Raw genomic sequence first — 16,041 nt, 5'->3', positions numbered from 1 at the left:
CTGCGGCGTCAGCTCAGCGCTGCGCGCATCCGGTCGGCGAGTTCGCCGACCTCGGCCGTCGTCATCACGAACGCGGGCGAGATCTGCAGCGCCCCTTGACCTGCGGCCCGGGTGCTCACCCCATGTTCGCGCAGCTTGACCACCGCGGCCGGCGCCGTCGCTGGGTCGGCCAGCTGTACCGCGGTGACCGCGCCGAGTCCGGTCCGGACCTCGGCGACCGTGTCGAGGTCGGCGAGCGGCGACAGCGCGGCGGCGAGGTCGCCCTCGAGCCGTGTCGCCTCGGCGAGCAGGTTCTCTCGCCGGATGATCTCAAGGTTCGCGAGGGCCGCCGCCGCCGCGCCCGCGTGGCCGCCGTAGGTGTACCCGTGCCGCCACCAGACGCCACCGGCGAAGAACGGCTCGGCGATCCGCGGTGCGATGAACACCGCGCCCATCGGGACATACCCCGAGGTGAGCCCCTTGGCAGTGGTGATCATGTCCGGTTCGAGGCCGAATCGTGCGGAGGCGAACCAGGATTCGCCGCCGATGCGGCCGAAGCCGGTGACGACCTCGTCGACGACGAAGAGGATGTCGTGGTCGCGGCAGATGTCCCGCACCTCGGCGAGGTAGCCCTCCGGCGGGAGATAGATGCCGCCGGCCCCGATGATGGGCTCGCAGAAGAACGCGGCGATGTTGTCGGCGCCCACGCGCTCAATGAGACCGAGCAGGCTCTTCGCGTCGTCCCATTCGACGTTCTGGACGTCGTGCATGAGTTCGCCGTAGCCGTCGTGGTTGAGCGGGATGCCCGCCAGCGAGGTACCCGCGGCATGCATCCCGTGATAGGCCTTGGTGCGGCTGACGACGACCCGCTTGGATTCGCGGCCCTGCTCCACCCAGTAGCGGCGGGCGAGTTTGACCGCGGTGTCGATGGAGTCGCTGCCGCCGGAGGTGAAGAAGATCTTCGATCCGGGTACCGGCGCGATGGCGCCGAGCTCCTCGGCGAGCTGCAGGGTGACGTCGCTCGCGAAGTCACCGAAGTTGGAGTAGTGCGCGAGGGTGCCGAGCTGGCGCGCGACGGCATCGGCGATCTCGGTCCGGCCGTGCCCGACGTTGGTGAACCACAGTCCGGCGGTCGCATCCAGGTAGGAGTTGCCGTCGCGGTCGAAGATCCGCGCACCCTCTCCCCTGGTCACGACGAACGGCCCGCTCGCGGTCACCGCACCCATGTCGGCGAAACCGTGCCACAACGATCCAGTACCAGTGCTCGAACCATCAGCCATGGCCCCATGATGCCGGTCCACGCGGCCCACGCGGCCACTGGGGTGAACCGGCCTCGGCGCTTCCCCATATCCTGGAGTGATCATGTCGGCCCCGTCCTCGTCATCTGACCCGTCCCCGTCTCCACCGGACACCGCTGCATCGGACATCCCCCGCTCGGATCTGCTCCGCGCACTCGACGACGTGGGCCTCGTCGACGCCGACCGGTTGCGTCGTCGCATCGATCGGCTCGCCGCGCGCCCGGATGCCGCGAAGTGGCGACAGTTGGTCGCCGATGTCCACAAGGCACGCGCCCGTCTCGACCGGCGGCGCGCGACCGTGCCGATTATGCGCTTCCCCGACGAACTACCGGTCTCCGCCGCACGCGACGAGATCGCCGAGGCGATCCGCAACCACCAGGTCGTGGTCGTCGCGGGCGAGACCGGCTCGGGCAAGACCACCCAGCTCCCCAAGATCTGCCTCGAACTCGGGCGTGGCATCCGCGGGTCGATCGGGCACACCCAGCCCCGGCGCATCGCCGCGAGCTCGGTCGCCAAGCGCATCGCCGACGAGACCGACACCGAACTCGGCGACGCGGTGGGCTACTCCGTCCGGTTCACCGACCGGTCGGGCGCCGACACCCTCGTCCGGGTCATGACCGACGGCATCCTGCTCCGCGAGATCGCCACCGACCCCATGCTGCGCCGCTACGACACCCTCATCATCGACGAGGCCCACGAGCGCAGCCTCAACATCGATTTCATCCTCGGCTATCTGCGCCGCCTGCTGCCCCGACGCCCCGATCTGAAGGTGATCATCACCTCGGCGACGATCGAACCGGCGCGCTTCGCACGGCATTTCAGCACGCCGAAGACCTCGGTCCCGGTCATCGAGGTATCCGGACGCACCTATCCGGTCGAGATCCGGTACCGACCGCTGAGCCTGCAGGAACGCCCCGACGACGGGGACGACGCCGGCGGCGGCGAACATGCCGACCTCGACCAGATCCAGGGCATCGACGCCGCCGTCGACGAACTGTGGGCCGGTGGCCGCGGCGACATCCTCGTGTTCCTGCCCACCGAACGGGACATCCGAGAGACCGCCGAGGCGCTCCGTCGACGAACCGGCGGCGGCAAGGGGCCCGGTGCCGAGATCGTGCCGCTCTATGCGCGACTGTCGATCGCCGAGCAGCAGAAGGTGTTCTCCCCCTCCGACGGACGCCGGATCGTGCTGGCGACCAACGTCGCCGAAACGTCGGTGACCGTGCCCGGCATCCGCTACGTCATCGACACCGGCACCGCCCGTATCAGTCGGTACTCGACCAGGACCAAGGTCAATCGTCTTCCCATCGAACCGGTCTCACAGGCCAGTGCCCGGCAGCGGGCCGGTCGATGCGGTCGTGTCGCCCCGGGCGTCTGCATCCGTCTCTACAGCGAGAACGACTTCGACTCCCGGCCGGCCTTCACCGACCCGGAGATCCTGCGCACCAACCTCGCGGCGGTCATCCTCCAGATGACCTCGCTGAAACTGGGTGAGATCGCCGAGTTCCCGTTCGTCCAGCCGCCCGACGACCGCGCGATCCGCGACGGTATGGGTGTTCTCACCGAACTCGGCGCCATCACCGTCCCGCGCGAGGGCGGGCCCCCGCGACTGACCCCGATCGGCCGGTCGATGTCGCGGATCCCGGTCGATCCCCGGGTCGCCCGGATGCTCATCGCCGGACACGAACTGGGTTGTCTCGACCACCTTCTCGTGATCGCCGCCGCGATGTCGCTCCCCGATCCACGGGAACGGCCGGCCGAGCACCGGGAGGCCGCCGACGCCCAGCACCGGCGCTTCGTCGTCCCGCAGTCGGACTTCCTGTCCTACGTGGAGCTGTGGCGGTACCTCGGCGAACAGCGCAAGGAGTTGTCCGCCAGCCGCTTTCGGCGCATGTGTGAGCGCGAGTACCTCCACTTCCTGCGCATCCGGGAATGGCAGGACCTCCATCGGCAGCTGACCGAGATCGTCAAGGACCTCGACTGGTCGGTCGCACCGACCGAACTCGACGCCGACGCCGTCCACCGATCCATCCTGTCCGGGTTGCTCAGCAACATCGCCGCCCGCAACACCGAGGGCCGCGAGTTCACCGGTGCGCGCAACACCACGCTGATGATCTTCCCCGCTTCTCCGCTCGCCAAGAAGCCGCCCGCCTTCATCATGGCGGCCGAGGTCCTCGAGACGTCGCGCCTGTTCGCCCACACCGTCGCCGGGATCGATCCGCTGTGGGCCGAGAAACTCGCCGGGGATCTGGTGAAGCGCACCCACAGCGAGCCGCACTGGTCGGCGAGACGCGGAGCGGCGATGGCCTACGAACGCGTGACCCTCTACGGGGTCCCGCTCGTCGCCCGCCGGCGCGTCGACTACGGCCCCATCGACCCGGTGGTCTCGCGGGAGCTGTTCATCCGGCACGCTCTCGTCGAGGGCGATTGGCGGACGCAGCACGCCTTCTTCGACCGCAATCGCAAGCTTCTCGAGGCCGCCTCGGACGTCGAGAACCGCACGCGCACCCGGGGTCTCGTGATCACCGAGGACCAGCTCTTCGAGTTCTACGACCAGCGGCTACCGTCCGACGTCACCTCGGCCCGGCACTTCGACACCTGGTGGAAGAAGGCCCGCCGTGCCGAACCCGATTTGCTGGATCTGCGCCCCGAGGACGTCACGGGAGGCACCGACGTCGCCCCCACGGACTATCCCGGCGCCTGGCAGCAGGGCGACACCCGACTCGAACTGCGCTACCGGTTCGAACCGGGCGCACCCGACGACGGCGTCACCGTCGTGATCCCGCAGGCACTGCTCCCCCATGTCCGACCGGCCGGTTTCGACTGGTCGGTACCGGGCATGCGCGCCGAACTGGCCACCGCACTGGTCAAGTCGCTACCGAAACAGCTGCGCAAGAGCATGTCACCCGCGCAGCGGTTCGCCGAACTCGCGCTCGGCCGGCTCACCCCGCGCAAAGAGCCGCTGGCCACCGGGCTGGCGCGCGAGCTCTCCGCGATCACCGGGATGCGGGTGACCGCAGCCGATTTCGACACCCACCGGGTACCGCCGCACCTGCGCATGCATTTCGCGGTGGCCGACGACTCCGGGCGGATCGTCTCCCGCGCCGACTCGTTGCCCGAACTTCAGCAGACCGGAACGCCCGCGGCGCCGAAGACGGTGTCGCGCACCCTGTATCGGACCTGGACCGCAGACGGGATCGGCTCGCTCGCCGAGCAGACCACGGTCGATGTCGCGGGGCAGCGGCTGACCCGGTACCCGACGATCGACGTGGTCTCCGATGCGAAGGGCCACGCGCGGGGCGTCGTCGTCGTCGATGCGGCGAGCCCCGAGACACGAGATCGCCTCCTGCGACGAGGGATCGTCGCCCTCCTCGACCTCGCGATACCTCCGCTGCACAAGCGGATCGCCGGCTCGCTGAGTCCGGTCGAACGACTCGCCCTGAGCCAGAGCCCGTACTCGACCATCGAGGCACTGCTCGCCGACTGCACCCGCCGGGCGACCCGGGACACGGTCGCCGACATCGACGACGCAGAGCTCGCCGCGGTTCGCTCACCGCAGTCCTTCTCGGCGCTGCTCGAACAGATCCGGCCACGGGTCGCCGCGGCCGCACCGGACTACTTCTCGCTGGCCGTCGCGGCCCTCGAACGGATGGCCCCGCTGCGGGCGGCGATCGACCGGCACGCCGGTTCGCTGGCTGCCGACGACGTCGCCGAACAGGTCGCCCACCTCGTGTTCGACGGATTCGTGGCGGCCACCGCGCGACGCCACCTGGAGAATCTGCCGCGCTATCTCGACGGCGCGCAAGCACGTCTGGAGGCACTACCCGCGTCCGCAGCACGCGACCAGGCCGGGGTGGCCGCCGTCGATCGCGTCGTCGAACGGTGGGCCCAGCGCATCGAACAGGTACCCGAGCACCGGCGGGCGGTGGTCGACGACGAAGCGCAGTGGCTCGTCGAGGAGTTGCGCGTGGGGCTGTTCGCCCAGCGTCTCGGTACCGCGTTCCCGGTGTCGGAGAAACGGGTCCTACGAGCTCTGGACCGACTCGGCTGACACGGGTTCGGCGAGCGCGCTCCCGGAACCCGATGCCGCCTTCAGGTCGTCGATCTCGCGCTGGAAGTCCTCCACCGAGTCGAACGACCGGTACACCGAGGCGAAGCGCAGATACGCCACCTCGTCAAGATCGCGGAGCGGACCCAGGATGGCGAGTCCGACCTCGTTGCTGGGGATCTCGGCCGATCCACTGGCGCGCACCGTGTCCTCGACCTGCTGGGCGAGTTGCGCGAGCGCGTCCTCGGCGACGTGGCGGCCCTGACAGGCTCGCCGCACGCCGCGCATGACCTTCTCCCGGCTGAACGGTTCGGTCACGCCGTTGCGTTTGACCACCGCGAGCACGGCGCTCTCCACGGTCGAGAACCGGCGACCGCACTCCACACAGGAGCGACGGCGGCGGATGGCCTGCCCTTCATCTGCGACACGCGAGTCGATGACCTTGGTGTCGTCGTTCTTGCAGAAGGGGCAGCGCATCGTGTCCTCACGCAGGTCGCGGGACGCTGGAACGCACCCGAAGCGTGCGCCCCGCCGCTTGTCGGCCGGCCCCTGTGACATCGAGGATACCGCCCGGCCTCAGCGGTACCGGGGGGTGAGCAGGGGCTGGCCCACCTGCAGCGCGCTCGACCCCAGATCGTTCATCGCGACGATCTCGTCGATCACGACCTCGCGCGGCATCTCGGGTGCCACCCGGCCGGCGATCGAGCTGAGCGAGTCCCCCGAGCGCACGTGGACGACCTCGGCACTCACGGCGGACGGGGTCAGCGAGTCCGAGTAGTTCTGGCCCACGACACCGAACACCCACACGACGAACGCCAGCCCGACGCCGGCGAGGAGCGCGACCGCGGTGCGGCGGCGCCGACGGAACACCGCCGCGTCGGGTCCGACCGGGCCACGCCCGCGCACCCCGACCGGAGAGCCACAGTGGGTACCGCCCACCCGCGGGGTCACCGGCGACGCACCCCGCGGTCGGGTGCCGGCCGGCCGGTTGTCTATCGGCCGGCCGCCGTCGGACAGCGGGGCGCGCGTCCGGACCCGATCGGCGCGGTCGGTGGGGGGCCGGACAGCGTCGGGACGGTCGGTGCGGACGGGAGCGACGAGAGTGGCGGTGCGCATGGTGCCCTCCGGTGTTCTGGTGTCTGGATCGTGCGGGGTGTCGCGGTCGGTGTTCGAACATCGATCAGATGTTCGATGCACTGATGTTCGAATTTGTAGCACGACGGCCCGACAAAGTCTCGCGACACATCGAACAAATGTTTGAGGTGCCGGTCGAACTCCGCTAGGCTCGGACCCGGCGCAAGCCATCTACCAGCACGTTCCGAAGACGAGAGGAACCGAACATGAGTGACACCGGCGATAGGCGCGGCCGAGCGCGGGGCGCCGACGACGAGGCCCCGTTCGACGCCGCCGCCGCCGAGGCCTCACTCACCCCGCGACAGGCCGGGGTCCTGGAGGTGATCCGCCGCTCGGTGCGCGAGCGCGGTTATCCGCCGAGCATCCGGGAGATCGGCGACGAGGTCGGCCTGGCCTCGACGTCGTCGGTGGCCCATCAGTTGCGGACGCTGGAACGCAAGGGGCTGCTCAAGCGCGACGCGAACCGTCCCCGTGCGGTCAACATCGCCCCGAGTGACACCCCGTCGCCGGACACCCCGACGGCCGGCCAGCTTCCCGAGCCGACCTTCGTGCCGGTTCTCGGCCGTATCGCGGCCGGCGGTCCGATCCTGGCCGAGGAGGCCGTCGAGGACGTCTTCCCGCTGCCCCGTGAGCTGGTCGGCGAGGGATCGCTCTTCCTGTTGCGCGTCGTCGGCGAGTCGATGATCGACGCCGCGATCTGCGACGGCGACTGGGTCGTGGTCCGGCAGCAGAACGTCGCCGACAACGGCGACATCGTCGCGGCCATGATCGACGGCGAGGCCACCGTGAAGACCTTCAAGCGTCAGGGCCCCAACGTCTGGCTCATGCCGCACAACGAACTGTTCGATCCGATCCCGGGCAACGATGCCGTCATCCTCGGCAAGGTCGTCACCGTGATGCGGCGAGTCTGACCTCTCCGCCGACCGAACCGTCGAGCACCGCCGCGGCAGCCTCGCGCGCCGCGGCGGGATCCGAGGTGGCCAGGGCGGCCTCGGCGGCGGCCCGGCAGTCCGGTGCGGACACCTCGCCGAGCCGGGCCCCCACGGCCGCGGCAGCAGCCGGCGCGCTGGACAGCGAGGTGACGCCGAGACCGACGAGCACGCAGGCGAGGTTCGGATCGGCGGCGGCCTCGCCGCACACCCCGACCGGCTTTCCCTGACGTGCGCCCGCTGCCGCGACTCCCGCGATGAGGCTCAACACGGCCGGTTGCCACGGGTCGGTCAGTCCGGCGAGATCGGCCGACATCCGGTCGGCCGCCATCGTGTACTGGGTCAGATCGTTGGTGCCGATGGACACGAAGTCCACCTCGGCGAGGACGGCTTCGGCCAGGATCGCCGCCGCGGGCACCTCGATCATCACCCCGGCGACCAGACCACGGCCACGGACCTCGGCGGCGAAGGTGCGCGCCTCCGCCGGCGAGGCGATCATCGGCGCCATGACCCACGGCGCGACGGCCGACCCCGACGCGGCCTGCGCGATCGCGTCGAGCTGATGCGCGCGGATCTCGGGGTGCGCCAGCGCGATCCGATCACCCCGCACGCCGAGCGCTGGGTTCGATTCGTCGGGATGGGTCACGAACCGGAGCGGTTTGTCGGACCCGGCGTCGAGGGTGCGGATGACCACCTTCTGCCCGTTGAACGCATCGAGCACCTCCCGGTAGATCGCGGCCTGCTCGTCCACCGACGGTTCGTCGGCACGCTCGAGGAACGCGAGTTCGGTGCGGAAGAGCCCGACGCCCTCGACTGGGTACCCGGCCGCGGCGCGTGCCGACGATCCGTCGGCGACGTTGGCGAGCACCGCCACGGCCACCCCGTCGGCGGTCTGCCCCGGACCGGTCCAGCCGGCGACGAGTGCGGCATGCCGCCGATCCTCGTCGACGCGAGCCCGGGCCGCCTCCGCATCGGGCTCCACCTCGATTCGCCCGGTGCTGCCGTCGACGAGAACGGTTGTGCCGGGCTCGATCTCGTCCAGGTCGGCCACCGCCACCACGCACGGGATCCCCAGCTGGCGCGCGATGATCGCGGTGTGGCTGGTCGGTCCGCCGAGGCGGGTGACGAGGGCGATGGTGCTCGTGGGGTCGAGGCCCGCGGTGTCGGCGGGCGCGAGGTCGTCGGCGAGCAGGACCGACGGCACCTCCGGAGTGGGCACACCAGGTTCGGGTAGGCCGAGCAGTTCGGCGAGGACCCGGTCGCGCACGTCGTTGAGATCGGTGACCCGCTCGGCCATCAGTCCGCCGAGCTTGGTGAACACCGCCGCGAACTGTTCGGTGGCCGCGACGGCAGCGGCCTCGGCGGGGGCGCCCTTGCCGATGAGCGCGGTCGCGGCACCGATCCAGCCGCGGTCCTCGGCCAGGCCCGCCGTCGCGGCGAGCACCTCGGCCGTCACCCCGGTGTTCTGCGACGCGCGCGTGCGCAGCCGCGCCGCGACGGCGCCGGCCGCGGTGGCGAAGCGCGAGACCTCGTCGGCGCGCCGTTCCTCGGCGATCTCCACACCGACGCCGAGCTTCTCCGGCGAGTGGTCGGGTCGCTCGCCCGGCCACAGCGCGGGACCGTGGGCCAATCCGCCGACCACCGGGGTTCCCGTCAGGATCTGCGCCATCGTCTTGCCTCTCACTCGACTATCGATGTGACCACCGTTACAAAAAGTGCTTGACTTGTCAACACAAACAGGCGTAAACACAATTACTACAACATCCAATCCCACACGCCTCAACAAGCGGGTGGTCGAAACCGGAGATCGGAGCGGTGTGTACGCCGAGGAGAGACAACAGGCGATCGTCGACGAGGTGCGCCTCGCGGGGCGGGCATCCGTGGCCGCGCTCGCCGAGAAATTCGACGTCACCAGCGAGACCGTCCGACGCGATCTCGCGGTACTGGAACGCGCCGGACATCTCCAGCGGGTCCACGGCGGCGCCGTGCGCGCCGAGATCATGCGCACCCTCGGCGAGCTCGGGATCGACGAACGGGAGTCGAGCCAGATCGAGCAGAAGACCGCGATCGGCCGGGCGGCCATCCGGTTCCTGCCGCCCGACGGCGGCTCGGTGCTCTTCGACGCCGGCACCACCACCTACCGCGCGGCCGAGGCGACCGCTCCCGATCGGAGGCTCACCCTGTTCACCAACAGCCTGCCCATCGCCGGCCTGCTCGCGGGAACCCATCCCGACGGTCTCCATGCCCTCGGCGGACGCGTACGCGGTCTCACCCAGGCGACCGTGGGCGTCGACACCGTGGACGCGCTTCGCCGACTGCGCGTGACCACCGCCTTCATCGGGACGAACGGCCTGAGCGAGGCCCACGGGTTGTCGACACCCGACCCGGACGAGGCCGCGGTCAAGGCGGCGATGGTCGCAGCCGCGCAACGGGTCGTAGTCCTTGCCGACAGCTCGAAGATGGACCGCGAGGACCTCACCTCCTTCGCCGGACTCGACGACGTCGACGTCCTCATCACCGACTCCGGGATCGACCCGGCCTATTCGGCGGCCCTGTCCGCGCGTGGCGTCGAGGTCGTGATCGCATGATCGTCACCGTCACCGCCAACCCGAGTCTCGACCGCACCCTCGAACTCGGCGCACCGCTCGCCCGCGGCGAGGTGCAGCGCGCCGGCGTGGTCCGCACCGAGCCGGGCGGCAAGGGCGTCAACGTGGCCCGGGTCGTCGCGGCCGCGGGCCTGGCCACCCGCGCACTGCTCCCGGCGCGGCCGGGCGACCCGTTGCGGGCCGCACTCGACGACCTCGCACTCCCCTACGACGCCGTGCCGGTCGAGGGCGAGGTCCGGTCCAACATCACCATCGCCGAATCCGACGGGACGACCACCAAGATCAACGCACCGGGCGTCACCTTGACGGGCCCGGATCGCGAGGCGCTAGTCGGGCTGATCCGTGAGCACGCCGGCTCCGCGCAGTGGGTCACCCTCTGCGGTTCGCTGCCTCCTGGCGTCCCCGACGACTGGTACCGCTCGATCGCCGACGACCTCGTCCTCGCCGGATGCCGGGTCGCGGTGGACACCTCGGGCGCTCCCCTCCGTGCCAGCGTCACCGGTCGCGTCGACCTGATCAAGCCCAACGAGGACGAGCTCGCCGAACTGACCGGAGCCGACCCCGGACAGCTCCGAGAAGCACTCGCGCGCAACGATCTCGGACCGGTCATCGACGCCGCTACGACCATCGCCGAGCAGATCGGGGGCAACGTCCTCGCCACCCTCGGCGCCGTCGGGGCCGTGTTGGTCACCGCATCCGGCGTGTGGTCGGCGACCCCGCCGCCGATCGTCCCCCGCAGCACCGTCGGCGCCGGCGACTCGTCACTGGCCGGCTACCTCATCGCGCAGAGCACCGGGGCCGCGCCCGCCGACTGCCTCCGGTCGGCCGTGGCGTACGGCGCGGCGGCGGCATCGCTCGCCGGCACCCAGGCCCCCACGCCCGACCACCTCGACCTCCCCGGCGTGCGGGTGACCGAACTGTCGGGAGCCGCGCGCATGACCTGACGGCACCGTCCCGGCGGGTCCTCACATCCATCCAACACCGCACCCATCCAGCACCGACTCCATCCACCATCGACCCACCCAGCACCGACCCCACCCTTTCCACCGAAGGACATGCCATGACCGAGCAGATCATCACCGACCAGACGGTGAGTCTCGACGTCGACGCCGGCGGCGATCCCGCCGCCGTCATCACCACGCTCGCCGACGCCCTCGCCGCGGCCGGCCGGACCACCGATCCCGCCGACCTCGCGCGGGCCGCACTGGACCGAGAAGCCAAGTCCGCCACCGGACTTCCCGGCGGCATCGCCATCCCGCACGCCCGTACCGCGTCGGTGACCGCGGCCAGTCTCGCCATGGCGCGGCTGTCCCGCAAGGTCGACTTCGGCGCACCGGACGGGCCGGCCGACCTGGTCTTCCTCATCGCCGCGCCCGAGGGGGGTGCCAGTGCGCACATGAAGCTCCTCAGCTCGCTGGCGCGCTCACTCGTCCGGCCCGACTTCGTGGCCTCGCTCCGCGCGGCCGAGAACGAGGAGCGGGTCATCGAATTGGTCAACGAGGCCATCGACCCCGCACCCCCGGCCCCCGCCACCGCGCCGACCGCCACCCCGTCGACCCCTGCCCCGTCGACCCCTGCCCCGGCCGCCGCGGCAGCACCAGCGACGTCTACCAAGGAACCCGAAGGTGCGCCGGCCCACCCGGACTCGGACCGGACCCCGGACCCGGGACCGGCCACGCCGCGCATCGTCGCGATCACCGCGTGCCCGACCGGCATCGCCCACACCTACATGGCGGCCGACGCCCTGAAGTACGCCGCCGAGCGGGCCGGCGTCGAGTTCGCGGTGGAGACCCAGGGGTCCTCGGCGACCACGGCCTTCGATCCGGATGTGATCGCGTCGGCCGACGCCGTCATCTTCGCCACCGACGTCGGGGTCAAGGACCGCAACCGGTTCCGCGGCAAACCCGTCATCGCATCCGGGGTGAAGCGCGCCATCAACGAGCCCGACGCGATGATCGCCGAGGCGGTCGCGGCGGGGCGCGACCCGAACGCGGCGCGCGTCACCGGCGACGGCGCGGACGCGGACGCGGCCGACTCGTCGAAGTCGGGCATCGGTCTCGCCGGCCGTACACGCCAGGCACTCATGACCGGTGTGAGCTACATGATCCCGTTCGTCGCGGCGGGCGGACTGCTCATCGCGCTCGGCTTCCTGCTCGCCGGCTACGAGGTCGCCAACACGAACCTCGACGACGGCGGCACCCTCAGCGACGGCGCGTTCATCGCCCTGAACAACAGCCTCTGGGATCTGCCGGCAGGCGGGTTGTTGCAGTACCTGGGCGCGGTGAGCTTCGCGATCGGCTCAGGCGTGATGGGCCTGGCCGTACCGGTCCTCGCGGGCTACATCTCCTTCGCGATCGCCGACCGCCCCGGTATCGCACCCGGTTTCGTGGCCGGCATCGTCTCGCTCGCCGTGGGCGCCAGCTTCATCGGCGCACTGATCGGCGGTCTCATCGCCGGCGTGGTGTGCCTGTGGATCGCGCGGACCCCGGTGCCCCAGTGGGCTCGTGGTCTCATGCCGGTCGTGGTCATCCCGCTGTTCGGCAGCATGATCGTCGGCGGACTGCTCTACATGGTCCTCGGCAAACCGCTCGCCTGGCTGACCGAGCAGATGAACAGCGGCCTCGAGAGCATGTCCGGCGGATCGGCCATCGCCCTCGGCATCGTGCTCGGCCTGATGATGTGCTTCGACCTCGGCGGACCGGTCAACAAGAGCGCGTACCTGTTCGCCACCGCCGGGATCGCCGACGCGGCGACTGCCGGACCCGCGCAGTTCCAGATCATGGCGGCGGTCATGTGTGCAGGCATGGTGCCCCCGCTCGCCCTGGCTCTCGCCACCGTCGTCCGACCGGGCCTGTTCACCGAACCGGAGCGCGAGAACGGCAAGGCCGCATGGCTCCTCGGCGCGTCGTTCATCTCCGAAGGTGCCATCCCGTTCGCCGCGGTCGACCCCTTCCGGGTCATCCCGTCGATGATGGCCGGTGGTGCCCTCAGCGGTGCGCTGATCATGGCCTTCGGTGTCGAACTGCGCGCCCCGCACGGCGGCATCTTCGTCTTCTTCGCCATGAACAACTGGGTCCTGTTCCTCGTCGCGCTGGTCGCCGGTACGGTGCTGTCCGCTGTCCTGGTGGTCGCGGCCAAGCAGGTGCACCGCAGTCGGGACGCCGTCGCCTTCGACGAACTCGAGGCGGTCGCCGTCTGACACCCGATCACACGACCACCTGACATCCGGGGCGCTCCCCGGCACCGAATCGCCCGACAACCACCGCAGATCGCACGACATCACTCGAAGGAGTTCCCATGCCCAGCACCACCGCCACCGTCGGCTCCGCAGTCGGACTGCACGCCCGCCCCGCCACGATCATCGCCGAGGCGGTCGCCGAGACCGGCAGCCCGGTGACGCTGGGCCTCGAGGGCGGTGACCCGGTGGACGCGGGGTCGGCGCTGATGATCATGACGCTCGGGGCCGAGAAGGGCACCCGCGTGGTCGTGACGGCCGACGACCAGGCCGCGCTCGACACCATCGTCGGTCTCGTCGAGAAGGATCTCGACGCCGACTAGGTCCGTACAGCCGACTGGGTCCGTACAGCCGACTGGGTCCGTACAGCCGACTGGGTCCGTACAACCGGCGAAGCGCTCAGATCCGGAGGTCCGCGATCTCGCCCGCGAAAGCGGCCGGGACGCGGACCTTCATCGTGGTACCGGTCTCGGTGTGCTCCGACGAGATGACCTCGCCCTCGCTGTGGACGCGAGACACGACATCACCCCGGTCGAACGGCACCTCGATGGTCATCTCGACGTCCTCGCGACCGACGAACTCGCGCACCCGCCCGAAGAGTTCGGGCAGTCCCTCACCGGTTCGGGCGGAGATGAACACCGCATCCGGACCGAGCGCGCCACGCAACTCGGTGAGGCGGTTGCCGTCGATGGCGTCGATCTTGTTGATGACCAACAACTCCGGCGGCGCGGTGACGCCCTCTTCGGCGACGATCTCGTTGATGACCTGACGGACGGCCGAGATCTGCTCTATCGGAAAGGCGTCCGCACCGTCCACGACGTGCAGAAGCAGATCGGCGTCGACGACCTCCTCGAGCGTCGACCGGAACGCCTCGACGAGCTGGGTCGGCAGATGCCGGACGAACCCGACCGTATCGGTGAAGACGACCGCGCGGCCGTCGTCGAGCGTCGCCCGCCTGGTGGTGGGATCCAGGGTCGCGAACAACGCGTCCTGCACGAGGACACCGGCGCCGGTCATCGCGTTGACCAGGCTGGACTTGCCCGCGTTGGTGTAGCCGGCGACGGTGATCGTCGGGATCGAACCGCTCTTGCGCGCAGCACGTTTCGTCGTCCGCGCCTTCTTCATGCCACGGATCTCGCGCCGCAGCTTGGCCATCCGCTCCCGAATGCGGCGACGGTCGGTCTCGATCTTGGTCTCACCGGGACCGCGAAGGCCCACACCGCCGTTGCTGCCCGCCCGGCCACCGGCCTGCCGGGACATCGATTCACCCCAGCCGCGCAGACGCGGGAGCATGTACTCCATCTGCGCGAGGGAGACCTGCGCCTTGCCCTCGCGAGAGGTCGCGTGCTGGGCGAAGATGTCGAGGATCAGCGCGGTGCGGTCGATGACCTTCACCTTCACCACCTTCTCCAGCGCATTGAGCTGGGCGGGCGTGAGCTCACCGTCGCAGACGACGGTGTCGGCGCCGGTCGCGAGGACGATCTCGCGCAATTCCTCGGCCTTGCCACTGCCGATGTAGGTGGCGGGATCGGGTTTGGAGCGACGCTGGATCACCGCGTCCAGGATCTGGGAACCGGCCGTCTCGGCGAGGGCGGCCAGCTCGGTCATGTTGGCCTTCGCGGCAGCCGCGCTGCCCTCGGTCCACACGCCGACCAGGACCACGCGTTCGAGTCGTAGCTGCCGGTACTCGACCTCGGTGACGTCGGTGAGTTCGGTGGAGAGTCCCGCGATGCGCTGCAGTGAGGCGCGCTCGGACAGTTGGAGTTCGCCGGTGGTGGGATCCGCGGTGTCGCGGATCCCGAGATCGGCCGCGGACATGATCTGTGCTTCTGATTCGGTCATACGGGAACCATGGTCTCACGACCGTCCAGGACCGAGCACGCGAATATCGAGCTCAGCGCTCCCAGCCGGGCCGCAGCACCCCGTCGGCGACCAGCATCGACGGCCCGCGCAGGGTCGAGCCATCGGGACGGATCGTCACGGTGACCTCACCGCCGGGGATGCCGATGCGCAGCTCGCCGGTGTCCGCGCCGCGGGCGTCGAGAGCGGCGCGCGCCGCCGCGACCAGGCCGGTTCCGCAGCTGCGCGTCTCCCCGACGCCCCGTTCGAACACCCGCATCCGCGCGGTCAGGCTGCCGTCGGGCCCTTCCGCGGGTGGGGTCAGCAGCTCGACGTTCGCGCCGTGCGGGAAGTCGGCGGCCTCGATGATCACGCCGGCGGAGAAGTCGACCGCGTCGAGGTCGGCCGCGGTCATGTCCGCGACGACGCACGCCAGGTGGGGGTTCCCCACGTCGACCATCGCACCGGGGTAGATGTCGTCACCGATGCGGACCACCGACGACCCGTCGATCCGCGCCGGACCCATCTCCACCGTGACCTCGGCGTGCACGGCGTCGAAGGAGTGGATGGTGACGCCGCGGGCACCCGCACGGGAACCGACGGAGAACGTGTCGGTGTCGACGAGTCCCGACGCCCGGACGTAGTGGGCGAAGACGCGTACCCCGTTGCCGCACATCTCCGCGATCGAACCGTCGCCGTTGCGGTAATCCATGAACCAGTCGTCGGCCGACACGTCGTTGGGCAGGGCGTCGAGGACACCGGCCGCGACGAGGGCGCCCGAGCGGGCGACGCGCAGCAATCCGTCGGCGCCGATCCCCCGTTGCCGGTCGCACAGCGCCGCGACCGTAGCGGCGTCGAGCGCGATCTCGGCGTCGGGGTCGGCGAGGACCACGAAGTCGTTCTGGGTGCCATGACCCTTGACGAAGTGCAGGCCGTCGCTCGCACTGCTCTGCGGGGCGGAAGTCACGGATCA

12 protein-coding genes are annotated in these 16,041 nt (G+C 70.3%); 6 read left to right on the top strand and 6 right to left on the bottom strand.

All coding sequences use genetic code 11. From position 1 onward, the window contains the following. Positions 1–8: 8 nt before the first annotated feature. Entirely contained in the window at positions 9–1,259 is a 1,251-nt protein-coding gene (locus AS181_RS03455) for an aminotransferase family protein (protein WP_058250200.1), read from the bottom strand. Between the two features lie 82 nt (positions 1,260–1,341). Here AS181_RS03455 and hrpA point away from each other — a divergent pair, with 82 nt between their 5' ends. Beyond that, entirely contained in the window at positions 1,342–5,328 is a 3,987-nt protein-coding gene (gene hrpA / locus AS181_RS03450) for an ATP-dependent RNA helicase HrpA (protein ID WP_058250311.1), read from the top strand. On the opposite strand, the gene nrdR is transcribed toward hrpA, so the two are convergent. Continuing rightward, on the bottom strand, positions 5,302–5,802 hold the full coding sequence (nrdR, locus tag AS181_RS03445; RefSeq protein ID WP_058250310.1) for a transcriptional regulator NrdR: 501 nt from the start codon (positions 5,800–5,802) through the stop codon (positions 5,302–5,304). The two genes, hrpA and nrdR, sit on opposite strands and share 27 nt — an antisense overlap. 99 nt (positions 5,803–5,901) lie before the next feature. Beyond that, the gene (locus AS181_RS03440; RefSeq protein ID WP_058250199.1) at positions 5,902–6,441 is read right to left on the bottom strand and encodes a LysM peptidoglycan-binding domain-containing protein; all 540 of its coding nucleotides are present in this window, start codon (positions 6,439–6,441) and stop codon (positions 5,902–5,904) included. A 224-nt stretch (positions 6,442–6,665) separates the two neighbouring features. On the opposite strand from AS181_RS03440, the gene lexA reads away from it, so the two are divergent. Continuing rightward, on the top strand, positions 6,666–7,370 hold the full coding sequence (gene lexA / locus AS181_RS03435; protein WP_058250198.1) for a transcriptional repressor LexA: 705 nt from the start codon (positions 6,666–6,668) through the stop codon (positions 7,368–7,370). Here the strand turns inward: lexA and AS181_RS03430 are convergent. Beyond that, positions 7,348–9,057 carry a phosphoenolpyruvate--protein phosphotransferase gene (locus tag AS181_RS03430; protein WP_058250197.1) on the bottom strand — a complete coding sequence of 570 codons (1,710 nt, stop codon included), beginning with the start codon at positions 9,055–9,057 and terminating at the stop codon, positions 7,348–7,350. The two genes, lexA and AS181_RS03430, sit on opposite strands and share 23 nt — an antisense overlap. A 148-nt stretch (positions 9,058–9,205) precedes the next feature. Between AS181_RS03430 and AS181_RS03425 the strand changes: the two genes are divergently transcribed. The 4 genes from AS181_RS03425 to AS181_RS03410 all read left to right on the top strand — a co-directional run bounded on the left by AS181_RS03425 (position 9,206) and on the right by AS181_RS03410 (position 13,552). Next, positions 9,206–9,976, top strand: coding sequence for a DeoR/GlpR family DNA-binding transcription regulator (locus tag AS181_RS03425; RefSeq protein ID WP_058250196.1), 771 nt, complete (start codon positions 9,206–9,208; stop codon positions 9,974–9,976). After that, positions 9,973–10,938 carry a 1-phosphofructokinase family hexose kinase gene (locus tag AS181_RS03420; protein ID WP_058250195.1) on the top strand — a complete coding sequence of 322 codons (966 nt, stop codon included), beginning with the start codon at positions 9,973–9,975 and terminating at the stop codon, positions 10,936–10,938. Before AS181_RS03425 ends, AS181_RS03420 begins: the two co-directional genes overlap by 4 nt. A 116-nt stretch (positions 10,939–11,054) precedes the next feature. Further along, entirely contained in the window at positions 11,055–13,193 is a 2,139-nt protein-coding gene (locus AS181_RS03415; RefSeq protein WP_058250194.1) for a PTS fructose transporter subunit IIABC, read from the top strand. Positions 13,194–13,291: 98 nt separating this feature from the next. After that, a complete protein-coding gene (locus AS181_RS03410; RefSeq protein WP_058250193.1) occupies positions 13,292–13,552 on the top strand; it encodes an HPr family phosphocarrier protein in 261 nt (86 codons plus the stop codon). 76 nt (positions 13,553–13,628) lie between these two features. Here AS181_RS03410 and hflX read toward each other — a convergent pair whose 3' ends face one another. Both hflX and dapF read right to left on the bottom strand, forming a co-directional pair. Beyond that, positions 13,629–15,071, bottom strand: a complete 1,443-nt coding sequence (hflX, locus tag AS181_RS03405) for a GTPase HflX (protein ID WP_058250192.1) — start codon at positions 15,069–15,071, stop codon at positions 13,629–13,631. 52 nt (positions 15,072–15,123) lie between these two features. Beyond that, complete coding sequence (dapF, locus tag AS181_RS03400; protein WP_058250191.1) at positions 15,124–16,035, bottom strand: diaminopimelate epimerase; 912 nt, start codon at positions 16,033–16,035, stop codon at positions 15,124–15,126. Between the last annotated feature and the right edge of the window lie 6 nt (positions 16,036–16,041).

It is taken from the genome of Gordonia sp. SGD-V-85, assembly GCF_001456905.1.
Taxonomy (GTDB): domain Bacteria; phylum Actinomycetota; class Actinomycetes; order Mycobacteriales; family Mycobacteriaceae; genus Gordonia; species Gordonia hongkongensis.
This window is presented reverse-complemented; position numbering and strand designations above follow the sequence as displayed.